Source organism: Chryseobacterium sp. FP211-J200 (assembly GCF_001643375.1).
GTDB lineage: Bacteria > Bacteroidota > Bacteroidia > Flavobacteriales > Weeksellaceae > Epilithonimonas > Epilithonimonas ginsengisoli.
In genome coordinates, this window is the sequence record NZ_LSHB01000009.1 from 1 (window position 1) to 17804 (window position 17804).

Sequence of the window (17804 nt, forward strand, 5' to 3'; positions counted from 1 at the left end):
ACTATATCAAAAAAACCACCGTTTATTTTAGGCAATCCAAACATCCATTCCGGATCAAAAAATTTACTGCTTGCATTTTGGTTATAAGGATCCCAAGTCGCTAATTTTTCTGCGCTAGCTAAAGGAAGTCCATTTTCTTTTAACTTTTCTGCAATCTCTTGGCGCAACTGTTTATCTAATTCACGATACTTAATCTTTGTATCTTTTGTACGAGCATTAAAAAGTTTATTGCGGGTTTGTCTTAGTTTTTGTTCTAAAATTTCAATTTCTGGAAGAGAAAAAAGATTGTCTTCTTTTTCAATTCCTATCAAAGTATTGGCAGCAACCAATTTAGTTTCTAAATTGGGAAGCGGTCTTATCCCAAAATTTGCTTTCTCCCGATCCACCTTCTGCTCTACTACCAAAGAAATAAAGAAACGCAGTTTAGAAATCTGTGTAGCAATTGGTTGTATATCAACGCCGTATATACAATTTTCTATCAAGAATAACTTTCGGGCATAATCTGGATTATTAATGTTTTCATCAAAAGCTTCGTTTATTTCTATCAACAAATCTTCGCGAGCTTGTTTGTCTTCAATGGCAAAAGCATCATCACTATCTTTTTTTGCTTTCTCAATCTGGACTTCTCTCCAGATTTTATTATCCGGATCCAGCTTATCCAGAATATGAACCATTTTCTGCAAAATACCCATCGGAAATGCACCGGAACCGCAAGCAGGATCTAAAATGGTACATTGATCTAAATGTTCTAAAATAATCTTGGATGTCTCCGGATAATCTACAAAAGGATTTTCAGAATTGTAAGTCACTAACTGATGTAGCAATTCATCTAAAAGCGTTTCATTATCTTTTAGCTCACTGCCGCTATGATGTTGCATTAAACTAGCTTGACCTCTTACTCCTTCATTACCAAACAAATTAGATTGTAAAGTTCCCAATTCGGTTATGATAACATCTGCAGATTGGATTTTGTTTTTCAAATACGCAATTAAACTTTCGTCCACCATATAATTTACAATCTCCCTCGGGGTGTAAAAAGATCCGGTTTGCTTACGAGCGGTTGTTTTTGTTTCGGGATTGTAACTTGCTAGCAGATTTTCAAATACTTTCCCCAACAATTCAGGATCTAATGCTACTTCTTCTTCAATAGGTGTGTTTTCTGTAATGGTAAATTTGTAAGATTTCAGGATATTGATTAATCCTTTTACTGCAGAATTTTTTGTCTTTTTGTCTGTAATACCTATAACATCACTTAAATCAGCTTCCTCTTCTAATCCAAAAAATAGATAATCCGGAACAATTAATTGCTCACCTTTTGTCATTTGATCAGAAAAACCATCTATATAATTATTGCTGAATTTATCATCCAAACACTCAAACAAACCGCCGTTTAGGAAAGGAACAACATCATTTACTTTTGCTAAAAAAGCTTCTGGATCTTTAAAATATTTCTTATATCGCATTAGATAATCTATCCCACGGTTGGTTCCATATCCATCACCACGAAAACCACGTTCACGTTTATCTAAAGTATCTGATTTTATAGGACAGTTGAGCGTTGCGAAAAATAAATTTTGTAGAATGGCTTTGTAGTAAACACTGTCTTTATTTCTTTCGGTAAATAGTCCTTTTTCGTGTAACGGTTCTATCTCATTCAGAATATCAGTTTGCAAATTTTGTAATTCGAATAACTCTTCAGGGATTAATTTCTTTTCTTTCATAAACCAAACGAAAAGAAGCCTTGTAAGCATTCTTATCACGTTGGTTGCGTTATGTTGCTGTTTTAAATCTTTATAATCTTTATTTTGTAAAGTTGCATCATCAAAAGTAGGTTGTCCCGGAAAAGTAACATTTTGTATTGCCCAGAAATACCAATTGGATAATTCTTGATAGAATTTTTTATTCAGAACATTTACACTGAAAACTCCTCCCCAATGTTTGTACAAATCTGCAAAGGTTTTAATCTTTTCTGGTTTTTTAAGATCATTTAAGATTTGAAGGTGACCTGTGTGAGGATTGGTGTAATCAACATCTCGAAGCAAGGAAACTTTGCCAACTTTTTCGCCTTCTTTGTATTTTGCCATATATGATGTTCTTTCTGCATTAGCCAATGCTAAAAAACCGTTGTACTTAAACAAAACGGTAACTGGTGTGTATAAAAACTCACGGTTTACGGCTCTGGTAATTTCTGCCAATTGAGAACGAGTAGGTAATAAATCGCCATCTCTATTTTTTAGTTCAATACCAACTACGGCAAGACCTTCATAATCTGTAGTTATAGTAGAAATTTTTTCTAAACTATCATATTGCGATTCACCAATAAAAGCATCATCGTCAACAATCCCTAATAGATAAACTTTATCTACCAAAGAGTGAGCAGGACTTTTGGCATTATAAGTGTTTGACAAAAAATCCTCAGGACGGTAAGCTTGATTATCAATAGACTTCAGAGGAATATTGAGTTCTTGAAAAAAAGAGGAAGCATTCTCAAAAAAATTGTCACTTTTGAAATCGTTTAAATTCTTCATAGTTTATTTTTGAACGGTTAACCAAGCAATTAAATCCCAATTTTCCTTATTATATTTATCCGTTATTTTTTCGTTGCTTTTTAGTTTTTCAAAAGCATCTTTCTTGCCTTTTTTTAATTTATCCAACACTGATAAACTTTCTTTGCCCGCTGTTTTTAATTTGTTTCCCTCGGCATCAGTATGTGTTTCAGATTGCTGACTGGCAAACCAAGTTTCGAGTGCATTTGCATATTTATTAACTTCGGTAGTTTCACCAATGTCTAGTTTTTCGCAACCGTATCTTTCCAAATCTTTTACTTCGTTCAAATATTGAAGAATTTCTTTATCATTCAATAAAATTTCATTTCCAGATTTGTCTATGTAAATAAGACGCAAAGTTTTATAATTTTTCTTTTCAGTTGCGCTTTTATGTGGTGCACCAAGTAATGCTACTATTCCCTTTTCATTATTCAACAATTTAGACTTGGTATATTTAACGCCTGAAAAGATTGCATTCGGTAGATCTTCGTAATACGATCTTCTCTCATTTAATTCAACAGCTAAATCTTGACGAAATGTTTCTAGTGAAAGGTCATCAAAACCAAAAGATTTTTCGGAATCCAAATCTTCTACTGAATGTTGCATTTGTTCTAACATACGATCTGTATGCTTGGTTTCTAAATCTTCATCAATCGAAATTTGTGAATAATCTTCGGTAAAATCTTTAATATCCTCCGAACCTACAATTTTCATTGCAGCCATTCTACGCTCTATTCTTCCTTGTAAATTCAAGTATTCATTAATATTCGGGGCCGGCCAAAAATTCACGGTAAAGACTTCATCATTTGGCGAACCTAATCGATCAATCCTACCAACTCTTTGAATTGTTCTCACAGGATTCCAGTGAATATCATAGTTAATTACCATATCACAATCTTGTAAATTTTGACCTTCACTCAGAGTATCAGTTGCAATCAGAATGTCGATCGGAATATTCAATTTATAAGTTACCGTATTGTCTATCCCTGAAACCCATCTTTGCCAATCTTTATATCTTTTGTTTGCACTTTTGCTATCAGACGCAAAACCATCCCATTTTTTATCTAAATATAATTTTGTATAGGGCGCAAATCTTTCTAAAATAGGTTCGAAATTTTTAAGAACATCGGCTTTGTCATCAGTTTTTGCACCCGCACCACTTACCATTGCAATTTTAGAAAAACCACGAGCTATTAATTGATCGAATAGATATTTCGCTGTATCGGTATAAGACGTAAAGATAAGTACTTTTTGATTTTTAAAATTTGAGCCATTTTCTCTTTTATTACTAATTATTTTTATGAGTTCCTCTAATTTGGAATCAGTGCTTTTATGATTGTTCTCAATAATTGTTTCCTTTTCAATTTCTGTGGCAAAAGCTTTCATCCCGACAATTAATTTATCTAATTTCTTGATATCTCTGTTCAAAGCTTTTTCAAAAATTTCTAAATTCCCTGATTCTGCAATATCTGCAATTCTAATTTCTCTTTTTCCTAAAGTTAAATCTTCAAATTCTTCAAATCCCTCGAAATCATCTAAATCAAAATCATCATTATCTCCGTTATTTTGACCTTTTTTATATCGTAGCACTTTATTCAATGCATTATTGTGATGATCTAGAATTTTTTGCACGGTCGATTCAAAAGAAAACCAAGATGACTCTAGCCTTTTAAGCAGCAATATATAAATCATCTTTACCAAAAAATAATCTCTTTGAACTTCATCTTCTAAAACATCCCGTTCATAGGTACCAGCATTAATTTTTTTTGTTCGTATTTCTTTTTCCTTTTTGGTTAATGTGTAATATTTGGGTTGATAGCCAGAAAGAGCTTCGGGAAACATATTGATGAGTTCTTCTAGCGTATTTACATCTGCCATAATCTTGGGCGTTATGTATTTATTTTCTGGTTTATGTTTTTTTGGGAAAGACAAACCTTCTTGTTGACCGGTAATCATCTTTCGGGTACGAGCGACAATAAGGGAATCTGTTAATTTAAAAAAGGAGTCATCAAGGATTTTAACCAGATCAGAAACTGGACTTTTTGGTTTTGCTTGCCATTCGTTAAAATGTTTGGATGTATTTATGAAAAGATTGTAAAGGTTTTTAATATCTAGGCGATCATCATAAGCTTCATCATTTCCACCTGTGATTAATTGAATCTGATTTCTAACATCTTTAAAAGAATTATTAATTGGTGTTGCAGAAAGCAAAAGAACCTTTACATCTTCATTTTTCTTAATAATTTCTTCTAGCAAATAAACGAACCGATTAGATTTATCATTCCTCAAATTATGACTTTCGTCTATTACAATAAGTTTTGGTTTCTTATTTTTAAAATTAAAATCGGCTCTATCTTTTAAATATTCTGGCTTAGACATAAGAGATTCTACTAAATCAGTATGGTACCGAATGTAATATTCCAATCCATCTCTTTCAAACCGAGAATCTTGATCTTTCCTATATTTTATCCAATTATGCTCTAATTTTTTAGGAGAGAACATAATAATTTCTCGCCCTTGGTTTTGATAATATTTCATCACTGCTAAAGCAGACCAAGTTTTCCCAAGACCAACTGCGTCTGCTAAAATAGCACCGTCAAATTTTTCAATTCTTTTGATTAAGCTAATTACCCCTTTTTTCTGAAATTCATAAAGCGCATTATATATTTCCGAATTTTCTAATTTCCCTATTTTTTTTGCAAAATCAGGATTATCAATATCTGTAAATATATCTTGTGAAAATAATTCGAAAAGGATCTTGTAATAAATATCTTTTGGTAAATAATTCTGGAAAAGTTTACTTATTTCGTCAATCAAATACTTCTTAAAAGGTATTTTTTTTTCTACTCCATTTTCATCAACAATGATTTTTTCATCAAAAGCTTTCTCATTTAGCCAAAGATTTTGAAACCACCTTTCGAGATCTTTGAATTGAGCATCTGCACCGAAATTTGCAATATTTAATTCGATATTGTGAGATTCTCTTAGACCTATTCCAGCTTCTGTCAAATTTGAACTTCCTGTAATGTAAAAATCTTTTTGTGGATTTTCGTCCTCACTATTAAACAAGTAAAGTTTTGCATGACAAAAATTAGGTTCAAGTGTTTTTACTGAAACTGTATCCAATTTCAAAAACTCGACTGCTTTCATTGCCACTTTTTTTAATGACAAAGCTTTTTCAATACTCAAATCTGCATTTAATAAATCCAAAGATTTGACAATACTAGAATCTCTTTGAGTTATATCTCCTAGTACAAATTTATATTCCTTAATTTTCTCACTAGCAATTTTTGAGAAATAATTTAGCGCACCAATCGTAAAATATCCTGTTACTACAGAAAAATCTCCTTCAGAAATATATTTTTCGATCCAATGATGAACTTTGGTAGCAGACGAATGGTTATCTATTAGCATAATTAGAAAATGTATTAATTTTGGGTAAAGATTACAGTTAATAAATAATACTTTTAACTTCTAAATTTTCTCCAATTTTTATTTTTTTTGCCATATTTCATTTGTTACTTTAATAATTAGTTTAGTTTTCGCTATTTTCGAGCAATATAAAATTTGCCTTAAAGACTAACAAATGTAATTAATGCTTTTTCCATTTATACTATCAATCTCATCAAATAAATATCTAAAGTTTTTAAAAAGCTCTATATTACCTAGATTGTTGATCTTATTGGCAAAATCAATTTTTTGCTCTTTGATTTCATAAACATTTGGAATAGGTAGTTCATTCACCATATTGTTTTCTTTTAGAAATTCAACAGGAAAATAATGTTCAATAGCAAAATATTTTAAATTCTGCTTATCCTGCTCATAGCCTAGATATCCATCTTCATTAGGTATGGGAAGAAGGATCGCATAAATATCATACTCCTCATGTTTTTTTGCGCATGGATTCAGAAATAAAAACTCCTTTGAAAGACCATTAAATTCTTGAAATCCTTTTGAATCGTTATCAAAGACTGCAATAACAACATTTGCTTTGTCATAATCTGTTTGTATTTTGTTTGCAATGAATGTGATGTACTTACTTAGTTCGTGAGCACCGCCACTTTTAGTCCCTAACTTTTCTTCTACAGATTGAATACTCCAATAAGGTTCTATATTTTCGGTCAAAATATTAAAAGCTTGCCTTATTATAATCGCATCAGACTTACCCTCCGTTATTAAGTGTACATTTTTAATAATAGTTAGTTGTTCGTTATCAGTAAATGATGTTTTAGTAGTATCGTTTTCCAAATAATATTTAATGCCTTGTGTATATCTTTTTACTTTTGAATCAATTTTATATTCGGTCTTTAGAGATTCTTTGTTGTGTATCTCAAAATGATTTAAAGCATTATCAAAAAGAAACACAAATAAAGGATTAGTTAGTATTTTTTCTTCTTCAAATAGAATTTCCATCTTACTATTATTTCCGTTTCTTCCATGCTGAAGTACAGTAGCAATACAAAACAGTTTATAGATCTCAGATACTTGATTCTTTGTAAATACTGTATCTTTCATTTCTCTAACAGCTTTATGAATTTCATCAAAAGCCAAATCAAGAGGATCCTTTAATGAAATAGAATTAAAGTTATTATAGAACCAAGATAGATTAAGTAAAGCAATCAAATTCTCATTTATGCCATTAAAAAAATTATTGTTTTTGAGTGACAAGCTTTTGATTTCAGTATCTGCTTTGAGAATCAGATCTAAAGCTTTTAATATACCTTCTTTTCGATTAATCGAATTTGTCAACCATAGTGATTGGAGAACATATCCCAAACCTGAGACGCAAAGTAAATATTCATGTATCGACTGATATTTATCAATCCTCTTTAACAGCTTATTCAAGAATGTCTTCATGTCTTTTGTTCTGCCTGTATAAAAGATAGCAACATTTTGCCAGTTATACTCTATAAACTTCTCTATTATTTCGTTTTCATATTCAATTCTATCTTCTGATAAAAACATCTCTCTCGATGCGTAATATTCCATAAAATGATCGTGAGTAAAATTTACATAATCATTTTCATCTATATACAAAACACCAGTACCATCAGTTAAATTTATAATTAGATCTGGTATTTGCTCAATATCGACTGCTGTTCCTTGAGTAGAGAAGTACTCTTGAGAAAATGTAGTAAATGCTTCTTTTTTTAATCTCTCCCTATTTGGCTTTTTTATGATTGATAATGCATAGAGAGATAAAATCTTCTCTTTTACAGTTATAGTTAAAAAATCTAAATTATTTTTAACTGTTAATCTACCTAGAAGTAATGTGTTGAAATTATCATAAATATCTGTTAAAGTAGCAGGAATTTCAAATCCGTTTTCTTCGTAAAGTATTGAAATAAGTGATAAGGTAAGTGGAGTTGTTGGTATCTTTTCTAATATATTATTTTCCTTTAAATTTTGCCACAACTGCTGTGATTTGGCTAAATCATGTTTGAAAAAATTACTTAGATATTGTCTAATTTGATTTAAATCAAAGTTGGATAAATTTGCTGTCTCACAATCTTCCAGAACTATGTTTTTAAGTAAATTTTGACTGTTTCTAGTTCCGATGATATACCTTATATCGAGTTCATTTATCGAATTTAATTCATTGATTAAAGTTTCTCTAATTTTAATTTCGAATTCATCAATTGAATCAATTAGAATAAATAAATTATAGTTTTGCTTAATTTTGTCAAAATCTAAAGAGTTTTCTTCTATTTGACTTTTGATAGTTTTAATCAGACTAAAATCGTTGTCACTTATATTAGTAGATTTGATAAATATCGGTATCGTTTTCTTTGAGGTCCCTTTATTATTTTCTAAAATTTTAAGTCCAATTTCTTTTATAAAAGTGCTCTTCCCTGTTCCTGCATCTCCAGAAATTATATAATTAACCTTGGTTTCTAAGATTTTATTGATGGAAATTTTAACTCTACTTTTTCTACCGTCATTATCTCTATCTATAAAAACTTTTGGTTCAATAAAAATATCTAAGTATTTTTTATATTTTTTATCAAGATTTAAAAATTTTGTTATATCGTCCAGGCGATCAGGGTTAAGTTTGTATTTGTCTTCAAAAAATTTAATTACCAAGTCTTTGTCATCCCAGTATTCTATATAATACCTATCTAGTAAGGGTATCAAATCTTGCTGATTCCAAAACTGAGCATTACTACTTGGGAATTCTGATTTTATCCAACTTTTAAAATATTCTGATATTTTATTACTTAATGTAACTATGTATAAATTTTCATTTTCTAAAATATTTTCTTTAATTGCCTCATGAAGTATGTGCAGTTTACCGTTCAATTCTGAAAATGTTATGAACATTTTATGATTTGTCGATCCTAGCAATGATTTTTCGGAATAGCTTATAATACCAAATTCAAATTTGTTTGATATTGTCGATTTGATCTCAGTATAACCAATCTTAAATAAAAGAGTTTCTATTAGGAGGAGAAACTCGTTCATATCAGTCGTTATTTCAATATTCTTTGTCATAATTATTTTTTTTTAAGCATTCGTTTGTGTTTTTTTATCCAAAGGCAATAACAACAAACATTTTAGTTGGATAAGTGTTACACATTATAATGATTTGCTATTTCTGTTGCCATTATATCATTTTTGAACAATTATTTTTTAGTCGTTAAATATAATTAAAGAACAACAAAAGAAAAAACGGTTAACCGTATAACGAGTGTTTTTTAAAATAAATTTTCAGTAAATATACATCAAAGATTGATAACAGGTAAAACGGTTGTAAATAAAGGCTTTACAATCGTTTTTTGATTTTTTGGTAATGAGGTAAAAAGCAGAAAAAAGCAACGATTGGCAAAAGTAAGGTTACTAAAACGTTACTTTTAAATATTGGAAACAATCTTTTTAAAATACTGTATTTCAGTCTTCTGCATGGTTTTTCATATTGTTCCGTAGCTCACATAGGTTTAATTTTATCATTAAGAATTGTGAGTATGGAAACGACAAAAAAATCAACGTTTAAGGTTCTTTTCTACCTTAAAAAAAATGCCCCGAAGAAGAACGGGAAAGTTACGGTTATGTGCAGGATTACCGTAAACGGCAAACAGTCTGCATTCAGTACCAAGCTGGATATTTCTGCATCAAATTGGGATTTGAAGTACGGCAGGGTTTTAGGAAAAAGCCGAGAAGCCCAAGACGTGAACGGCAAGCTTGATAAAATCCGTTTAGGTATTGAGGAATGCTATTCCAAAATCCTAAAGAACGAGGGAACGGTAAACAGTTCTAAACTCAAAAATTCCTTTCTCGGTATGAAAAGCGGAGAGCTGACCTTTTTCAAGTTCTATGAACAATTCCTTTCTGATTATGAGAAAAAGGTCAATAACGGACTTCGGGTAAATGGTACACGCAGTAAGTACAAAACACTGTTAAAGCACCTGCGAAATTTTGCACTTACAAAATACGGATATTCTGACTTATCATTCAACGACCTTACCCCTGATTTTGTGCAGGACTTTGATTACTATCTGCGTGATGACCAGAGCTTGACACACAACACCATTTGGTTGTATATGATTGGATTTACCACGCTTTGCCGTTTGGCAATGAACCGAAAGCACCTTGCCTTTAATCCCTTCAGTGAGTACAAGAATACCAAAAAGGACAAAGACAGAGGTTATCTGCTACGGAATGAATTGGAACACCTTGTAACTTTCAACTGCGAGAAAAAGAAAGATGAATTGGTTAAAGACCTGTTTGTTTTCAGTTGCTTTACTGGTCTTTCCTATTCAGATATGAAAGGGCTTAGAAACAGCAATATTCAGGACTTCTTTGACGGTAACCAGTGGATTATCATACGCAGGAAAAAGACAGCAACATCATCCAATGTAATGCTGTTAGATATTCCGAAAATGATTATCGAAAAATATGCAGGATTGTCGAAAGATGGAAAGGTTTTCCCTGTACCATCAAACACCGTCTGCAATGATAGTTTGAAACGAATATCCCAACAGATTGACTGCCTTAAAGAAAAGAAAGTAACTTTTCATTTGGCTCGTCATACGTTTGCCACGCTATTTTTGAGCGAAGGCGTTCCGCTTGAGAGTTTAAGCAAAATGTTAGGGCATAAAAATATTGCTACCACACAGATTTACGCCAAGATACTCAACGAGAAAGTTGCTAAGGATATGCAAAAGGTATCGCGTAGGTTTAAGGGAATGGAGCAGTCTTTTGTAGCTCAACTCTGAAACTAATAAAGCGATTAAAGAAAGTCAATGCTGTTTTTGCGTTGGCTTTTTTGTATTTTAGCTATTTAACTAAAAACAATAATAGAAAAATATATTCAAGAATGAATGGCTCATCAACAATAAATCGTGACGAAATATTAGATAACGCAAAGAGAGAATCTGACTTATCAGACTTGAAGCAACACGCAGACAAGATGATAAGAGGTTTTGAGAATTTCAACAATTTTTCATCAAATCGGGCAGTATGGGAATTAGTTCAAAACGCTTGTGATTTGACTAAAAATTGTGAAGTTGTTATAGATTACGAAAGTGGTTTTTCATTTACACACAACGGAAAACCGTTCACGACAAAGTCGTTTATTTCTTTGATAAAGCAAGTAAGTGGGAAATATGGCGAAGAATCTGATGTGCCAGAGGTAGGAAAATACGGAACAGGTTTTTTGACAACACATACATTCGGACGAAAGTTTCTTATAAATTCAATTCTTGAAGCAAACAACACATTTTTTGAAATCAAAGACTTTTTAATTGACCGTAGTCCGAAAGAATGGAAAGCATTAAGCGAAAATATCAGAACGCAAAAAGAAAATGTTTATCAGCTTATAAAAGAGGGTACTATTCTTTCTAACCCGATTATAAAAACGACATTCTCTTTTTTACCTGAAACCGACCAAGAACGAAGCTACATATCGGAATCAAGCAAAGATTTAGAAGACTATATTCCTATTGTTTTAACAATAAATGATAGACTTAAAAAAGTAAAAATAATTTTAAATGATACCGAAACTTTGTTTGAACGAGTTTTAAAGGAAAAAGTTGAAAATGATAAAGGAATAGAATTATATAAAACAACTGTTTCAAAAAACGGAACAGAAAAAATAATTTACTCTATTATTGAAACAGATGACCAAATTGAAGTAATTCTTCCAATCAACGAAAACCTTGAATTGTTTCAGTTTTCAGAAAGAGTTGCCCGATTATTTTTATATTATCCCTTAATCGGTTCAGAAGGTTTTGGATTAAACTTCGTTATCAACTGTAATCAATTTTTGCCAACCGAGCCAAGAGACGGAATCCACTTAAAAAGTAACAAAGACCAAGTAAAAGAGCAAGAAGAGGCGAATCAAAAAATAATAGAAAAAGCATCGCAATTAATTTTTGATTTTCTAAAAAGTAACGTATTAAACGTTTCAAATCCGCTTCTATATGCTCAAATAAATTTTAAAAGAAATACAGATAATAATTTATTGAACAAGTACTTTGAAACACTACAAAACACTTGGATAGAAGAATATAAATTGTTGCCTATTGTTGAAACTATTGACGGCTTTAAACCCGTAAACGAAGTTTATTTTTTTGACGAAGAACTTTTAAATAACATAGAGTATTTTGAGGACATTTATACTTTGGTTTCCACTTTTTACAATAACATTCCGACAAAAAACAAAGTCATTTTATGGAGCAAATTTGCAAGTGAATGGACTAACGAAGACACTAAATTTATCAGACATCAAGATTTGATAGAAAAAATATCAAAAGAGCATTTATCAAAGTTCGATAAAGATTGCTTAATCAATTACTACAAAAATCTAATAGCAGAAGAAAAGATAAATTATTTTTCGGAACATACTTTGTTGCCAAATTTAGAAGGTAATTTTTGTTTACTTACATCGCTTCTTACGCCTCAAAATTTAACTGAAACACTTATTGAAATTGGGAAATTTTTAATTCCAAGTGTTATTGAAAAACTAATTCATAAAGATTTTTGCTTTGATTTTCATTTTGAAAAATTCAATCGAAAAGATTTTTCAAATAGTGTTAAAGCTAAATTAGACGAAATACAGGCTTCAACTTTCATTTACTTTCCTGGAACAATCAACAAAGAAAATTACAATGTTCAATCATTTGATGAAACTCAAAAACTTGAAGATGTTTTCTTTGAGAATCTATTGAAGTATTGCAAACTGAATAGTAATATAAATTCACAAAGCAAACCTTCATCATTAGTAAAAATCATAAGCAAGTATTATTCTCTTGACGAAAATTTAGTCCAATTATCTAACCTTGATAACCAAGAAGAAAATTTAGATATTCGTTCGTCAAGAAAGATATTAGTTCAAATTTTCTTCAATTTACTTCAATACCACAATGAAGATTGGGTAAAAGAAAATATTGAGTTATTGCTTGAAATTGCAAACTGCAATGAGGACAGCCTTAAAGAAGTTTATTCAACTTCAAAAATTTATCCTAATCAAATAAACCAACTAAAAAGCATTAGCGACTTAAAAAGAGATGTTGAAATAATTCCTGAAATCAAAACCCTTTACAACAAAGTAACGAAAGACGAAATCAGAAAAGATTTAGTTTACAAAGAGTTTAATGAATTTGTTACCGAAGACAGATTTATCAATAGCAAATATCTAACTAATCACATTGAGGACATCTTTTTCAATTCAGACATTCATAATATCAACGAACACCCATTTAAGGATGAAATCTTGAAAATTATTTCATCATTGCGAGATAAAAAATATGCTGAACTATTTCCACGACTTGACGACAAAAAAGCGAATTTAATGTTGGACGTAGTTACTAATGAGAATACGAAAGATGAAATTTTCTCTATTGTAACATTAAAGGAATCCGAATTAAAGAAACTTGGTCAACTTGTTCAAGAAGATAACTTTTCAGCATTATTAGATAAAGCAACAGATTTGCTTCAACAGCAAATAGAAACAGAAGCTGATTTTCGTCATAAATATGAAATTGGAACTTACATTGAAAGTCTAATTAGAGAAAAATTATCTAACGAATTAAAAGGCAGAGTTTCATTTGGTAACAAAGAAACAGAAACTACAAACATACAAGGCGGACAAGACATTGTTGTTTTCCTTGACGAAAACCCTGTTTATTTCATAGAAGTAAAATCAAGGTGGAACTCACAAAACTCCGTTTCTATGAGTAAGCTACAATTACAACGTTCGGTTGAAGAAAATGACCGTTATACTTTGTGTGCAGTGGACATTACACGCTATACAGGCGAAAATGACAGATACAAACTTTCAACTGACGAAATTTTGCCACTAACAAAATTTGTAACAAACATTGGGAACACTATAAAACCATTAATTGAAGACAATTTAGAAGCAGAAAAACAACAGGACAAATCAATACACTTAATAGATTACAGAGGTATAATTCCACAGGACATTATTCAAAAAGGGAGTGATTTTGATAACTTTATTGAGTTGCTTTCTGAAACTATCAATAAAAATGCAAATGTTGTAAACGTATGAATTGAACATTAATTCATAAAACACCACAGCCCACTGCTTTAAGCAGTGGGCTGTTTCTTTAATTGACCGATACGGTTACAGTTTCAAACAATCGACTAACGCTGATAGTTATCTTCCAACACCTTGATAATATCGCTTTCACGAAAAAGGATTTTACGTTCGAGTTTGATAAAAGGTATCAGTCCGTCATCTCTGTACTGTTGCAACGTTCGTTTGCTGATGTGTAACATCTCGCAAACCTGTTCGCCCGAAAGATAAATTTCCCCTTGCAATAATGGGTGGAAATATTCCCTGATATACAGCAGTTCATTTTTGATGCCTACCACAGCTTCGAGTAAGGAAAGCATATCTTCGTTTGAATTTCCAATCTGTTTCATTTCTTTTGCTTTTTTAATGGTCGCTCTCCCTGCATAAGTGACTCCACTTCGGACAATCTAAAATAAGTTTTCCGATTGATTTGTGTTGCCCCAAGAATACCTTTTGCCCTGTATGTCTGCAACGTCCGTTTACTAATGTTCAGCAATTGGCAGGCTTCCTGTTGGTCGAGCCATTTCGTTGCCTGTTGCAATGCTTTGTAGGGGGCAGTAATTTCCGCTATCAAATTGGAAACTTCCTTAACTTCCCTGTGCAATGCCTTTAAAATCTGAATGTCTAAAACTGTTATTTCCATACCTAATCAATTTAGACTTCAAAAATATATGGTATTTATACAGGATTTTCCAAAGTTGTAGTCAATGGCGTTGAGTGGCGTTGTTTTTCCAAATACTATAATGAAATATTTAAATATGTACCCAAAAAAGAATAAAAAGGTAGCAAAGGTAATGCGGACAGCCACCGCACCGACCAACCAAAAGCTTACGGCATAATGGCAGAGCAATAAGGTGGCTTCGCCGAGTTGTTGTGTTGCCCTGCCACCCTTCGGGACTTATTCCGTTTCCTTTTGGTTTTTCCGCCTGTCCGCCTTGTTAAAATGGCTTTCTTTTTTTTCTGTTTTTTTGTTTTAGAAATAATTTTAAGAGGGAGCAAAGCACCATACTACAATCAAAACAAAGGTTTCGTTTTACTGTGGTACATTGCCAAAATCATTTCCTCAAATTCCTCAAAATGGTATTCGAGGATATTGTCAATGTAGGAATACAGCGTTGTTTTTTCTTCCCTTGTAAGTTGAACAATACGGATTAACCTTTCGTGGTATTCGGGACGGATATACACGACCTTTCCGTTACGTCCAGACGGAAACCGATTGGCTAAAAATTTTTCCTCGTAGTCCAATTTCTTTGACGGACTGTTTCGGGCTTTCTCTTTTGGTTTGCCTGCCTTTGGTGTTTCCTGTTTATCGGCATTGGGTGGAACAACAGGCTCATCACCGCCAATAATACCCATAAGGTATTCCTCATTTACATCGGGCTTTGCAAATTCATCATTAATGTTGTCTGAAACCATAATTCTATATTTTTATAGTTTAACAATTTTTAAAAACTCATCAACAAACAAATCCAATTTTGTCGCTCTCATCAACGGTACTTCGGCAGGTAGCAGGCTCGACCTGAATACATAAGTGCTTGTGTCGTCCATTTCCTTTCGGAAACGTTTGCTGTCCATTATCCTTGTCTGCATTACGGACAGATTAAGCTGTTGGATTACGCTTTGATAGGCTTCGTACACGCTTGTTCTTTCCCTGCCGTCCACACCATTCCAGAACAGCCACATTACTTGTTCTTTGTTTTCGCCCCCAATCGGTGGAAGCCCGATAAATGCTTTGGTAAAACCCAATGTACTTTCCACGACCAAGCGGTCTGCCGACATCGGAGAGAAGATAAAGTCCATTTTCTTTAAAGTCGTCAAAACACCTTTGGTATTTGCCGTTCCTGGCAAATCAAAGAAAATCACATCGGGCTTAACTGCCGATTGCTTTACGTGTTCCGAAGCGGTCTGCAAAGCAGTGTCAGCCTTGCACCTGATAATCGGATATGCCTTTTTGTTAATGGCTTGAAACTGTTTCATTGCCATTTTCCTATGGTATTCGTTCTGCATTATGGTTTTTAAATCCCTTTCACGCAGATTGGTAAGGCTATGTTGCGGAAAGTCGCAGTCCATTACAAGTACATCGTACCCCAAACGGTAGTGAAGTACACTTGCCAATAAGGTTGTCATTGTTGATTTTCCTACGCCACCTTTTTGGGTGGCGAAACTGACTTTTAAGGTTTTCTTTGTTGTTCCCATTATTTAAAAATTTATTGTTACACATTTTATCCATTTTGCACACAAGTATATTTTGGGGCAATCGGTAAGTCTTGCAGAAAGTAAAATGCTTTCACTGTTTTATACTTTTAAAACTTTATGCTTTTACACAAACCTAATTTTCCTACCTGCATTAAAACGATAAGGCAAATAAAGCGATTAAAGTATCCGATGATTGAAGTATGGCAGTGTTTGGCGTTCAGTGGCAGTGTTTGTCCGAGTGCTGAAAGTGGATTGTTCCTTTACTTTATAAAGGAATAACGGAGTAGGTCTAATCGCTTAAAATCAAGGTGTTTATACGCAAAATGGAAAGTGGTTTCAGATTGTTTTTCTTGTTAACTCCAATCCGTTCTGCAGGACGGATTATTGTGTTCAACAGAACACGGCAAGTTGTGTTTTGAGGCACTCAAATTAAAATCGTGCCTAAAACAACTTGCCCTTACGCAGGGAGCTAAACCATTTCTCCGAAGTCGAATGGTTAAAAAATTAAAAATGTATTTATTATGGAAAACAAGAACAGAAAACAGAACAAAGGTGGACGAAAACCGAAGGTTAATCCAAAAATGAACCGCTATGTTTTTCGTCTTACGGATGAGGAAAATGCTAAATTTTTAGCTCTTTTTGACCAGTCAGGAGTGGACAATAAAGCAAGATTCATAGTTTCGTTATTGTTTGGAAAGGAAATAAAATCCGTAAAAATTGACAAAGGAACTGTTGATTTTTATATGCGATTGACTTCTTTTCACAGTCAGTTTCGTTCCGTAGGTGTAAATTACAACCAAATTGTAAAGCTGTTATACAGTAATTTTTCAGAGAAAAAAGCATCGGCTTACCTCTACAAACTGGAAAAGCAGACAGCTGAAATGGTCGTTTTGTGTCAAAAAATTATCACCCTAACCGAGGAATTTGAAAAAAGACATCTGAAAAAAGAGCAAAGCCAATAACTGAAAAAATATTTCTGAAAGGACTTTAGAGTTATTAGTCCTTAAAATTCAAACAACTGATATTCAAAAAGTAATATTTTGTTTGTATATTTAATGACGGGCTTATATTTTTCTTATTTTTGCCAAATGGCAGATGTACATTCCAAAGCAGTCAGAAGCTATAATATGAGCCGAATCAGAGGGAAAGACACAAAGCCAGAACTTCTGGTAAGGAGATTTTTGTTTGCAAATGGTTTACGTTACAGACTGTATGATAAAAAATTACCAGGAAAGCCAGATATAATACTGAAAAAATTTAAAACCGTAATTTTTGTAAACGGTTGTTTCTGGCACGGACACGATAACTGTAAATATTTTGTTGTGTCTAAAACACGAACAGAATTCTGGCTGGACAAAATTGAAGGGAATAAAAAAAGAGATGAAGAAAATGTTGCTTTCTTAAAAAATAATGGCTGGAATATTATAATAGTTTATGAATGTCAGCTGAAAAAAGAAAAACGGGAAGTAACGTTAAATAATATTTTACAAAACATACAAGACCAATTACAGAATTGAGATTTAAAG

General features: G+C 32.3%; 11 protein-coding genes. 4 read left to right on the forward strand and 7 right to left on the reverse strand.

From position 1 onward, the window contains the following. From AXA65_RS03040 to AXA65_RS03050, 3 genes are all read right to left on the reverse strand, one after another. Window positions 1–2528, reverse strand: a 2528-nt coding sequence (locus AXA65_RS03040; protein WP_228391610.1) for a BREX-1 system adenine-specific DNA-methyltransferase PglX, incomplete at its 3' end; no start/stop codon positions are given. 3 nt (window positions 2529–2531) lie between these two features. Continuing rightward, window positions 2532–5960, reverse strand: coding sequence for a helicase-related protein (locus tag AXA65_RS03045; protein WP_063968665.1), 3429 nt, complete (start codon window positions 5958–5960; stop codon window positions 2532–2534). Window positions 5961–6125: 165 nt separating this feature from the next. Beyond that, entirely contained in the window at window positions 6126–9038 is a 2913-nt protein-coding gene (locus tag AXA65_RS03050; RefSeq protein WP_063968666.1) for an NACHT domain-containing protein, read from the reverse strand. A gap of 470 nt (window positions 9039–9508) precedes the next feature. Between AXA65_RS03050 and AXA65_RS03055 the strand changes: the two genes are divergently transcribed. Both AXA65_RS03055 and AXA65_RS03060 read left to right on the forward strand, forming a co-directional pair. Further along, window positions 9509–10759, forward strand: a complete 1251-nt coding sequence (locus AXA65_RS03055) for a site-specific integrase (protein WP_063968667.1) — start codon at window positions 9509–9511, stop codon at window positions 10757–10759. Between the two features lie 101 nt (window positions 10760–10860). Then, window positions 10861–14055: a sacsin N-terminal ATP-binding-like domain-containing protein gene (locus tag AXA65_RS03060; RefSeq protein ID WP_063968668.1), complete on the forward strand. Its 3195-nt coding sequence runs from the start codon at window positions 10861–10863 to the stop codon at window positions 14053–14055. 95 nt (window positions 14056–14150) lie between these two features. On the opposite strand, the gene AXA65_RS03065 is transcribed toward AXA65_RS03060, so the two are convergent. The 4 genes from AXA65_RS03065 to AXA65_RS03080 form a co-directional block, all read right to left on the reverse strand. Further along, window positions 14151–14432 carry a helix-turn-helix domain-containing protein gene (locus AXA65_RS03065; RefSeq protein WP_063968669.1) on the reverse strand — a complete coding sequence of 94 codons (282 nt, stop codon included), beginning with the start codon at window positions 14430–14432 and terminating at the stop codon, window positions 14151–14153. Continuing rightward, window positions 14429–14725, reverse strand: coding sequence for a helix-turn-helix domain-containing protein (locus AXA65_RS03070; protein WP_063968670.1), 297 nt, complete (start codon window positions 14723–14725; stop codon window positions 14429–14431). The genes AXA65_RS03065 and AXA65_RS03070 overlap by 4 nt, the downstream gene beginning before the upstream one ends. A gap of 371 nt (window positions 14726–15096) precedes the next feature. Then, entirely contained in the window at window positions 15097–15498 is a 402-nt protein-coding gene (locus AXA65_RS03075) for a DUF3408 domain-containing protein (protein WP_063968671.1), read from the reverse strand. Between the two features lie 12 nt (window positions 15499–15510). After that, complete coding sequence (locus AXA65_RS03080; protein ID WP_063968672.1) at window positions 15511–16278, reverse strand: ParA family protein; 768 nt, start codon at window positions 16276–16278, stop codon at window positions 15511–15513. 521 nt (window positions 16279–16799) lie between these two features. Between AXA65_RS03080 and mobA the strand changes: the two genes are divergently transcribed. Together mobA and AXA65_RS03090 are read left to right on the forward strand one after the other, a co-directional pair. Then, window positions 16800–17240: a conjugal transfer protein MobA gene (gene mobA, locus AXA65_RS03085; protein ID WP_185114310.1), complete on the forward strand. Its 441-nt coding sequence runs from the start codon at window positions 16800–16802 to the stop codon at window positions 17238–17240. Window positions 17241–17366: 126 nt separating this feature from the next. After that, complete coding sequence (locus AXA65_RS03090; protein WP_063968674.1) at window positions 17367–17795, forward strand: very short patch repair endonuclease; 429 nt, start codon at window positions 17367–17369, stop codon at window positions 17793–17795. Window positions 17796–17804 lie beyond the last annotated feature (9 nt).

What these genes read in the sequence shown, in the direction of transcription:
- AXA65_RS03055 (WP_063968667.1), top strand. Translation starts at nt 9,509, where the DNA reads ATGGAAACGACAAAAAAATCAACGTTTAAGGTTCTTTTCTACCTTAAA.
- AXA65_RS03045 (WP_063968665.1), bottom strand. Translation starts at nt 5,960, where the DNA reads ATGCTAATAGATAACCATTCGTCTGCTACCAAAGTTCATCATTGGATC.
- AXA65_RS03090 (WP_063968674.1), top strand. Translation starts at nt 17,367, where the DNA reads ATGGCAGATGTACATTCCAAAGCAGTCAGAAGCTATAATATGAGCCGA.
- AXA65_RS03070 (WP_063968670.1), bottom strand. Translation starts at nt 14,725, where the DNA reads ATGGAAATAACAGTTTTAGACATTCAGATTTTAAAGGCATTGCACAGG.
- AXA65_RS03075 (WP_063968671.1), bottom strand. Translation starts at nt 15,498, where the DNA reads ATGGTTTCAGACAACATTAATGATGAATTTGCAAAGCCCGATGTAAAT.
- mobA (WP_185114310.1), top strand. Translation starts at nt 16,800, where the DNA reads ATGGAAAACAAGAACAGAAAACAGAACAAAGGTGGACGAAAACCGAAG.
- AXA65_RS03065 (WP_063968669.1), bottom strand. Translation starts at nt 14,432, where the DNA reads ATGAAACAGATTGGAAATTCAAACGAAGATATGCTTTCCTTACTCGAA.
- AXA65_RS03060 (WP_063968668.1), top strand. Translation starts at nt 10,861, where the DNA reads ATGAATGGCTCATCAACAATAAATCGTGACGAAATATTAGATAACGCA.
- AXA65_RS03080 (WP_063968672.1), bottom strand. Translation starts at nt 16,278, where the DNA reads ATGGGAACAACAAAGAAAACCTTAAAAGTCAGTTTCGCCACCCAAAAA.
- AXA65_RS03050 (WP_063968666.1), bottom strand. Translation starts at nt 9,038, where the DNA reads ATGACAAAGAATATTGAAATAACGACTGATATGAACGAGTTTCTCCTC.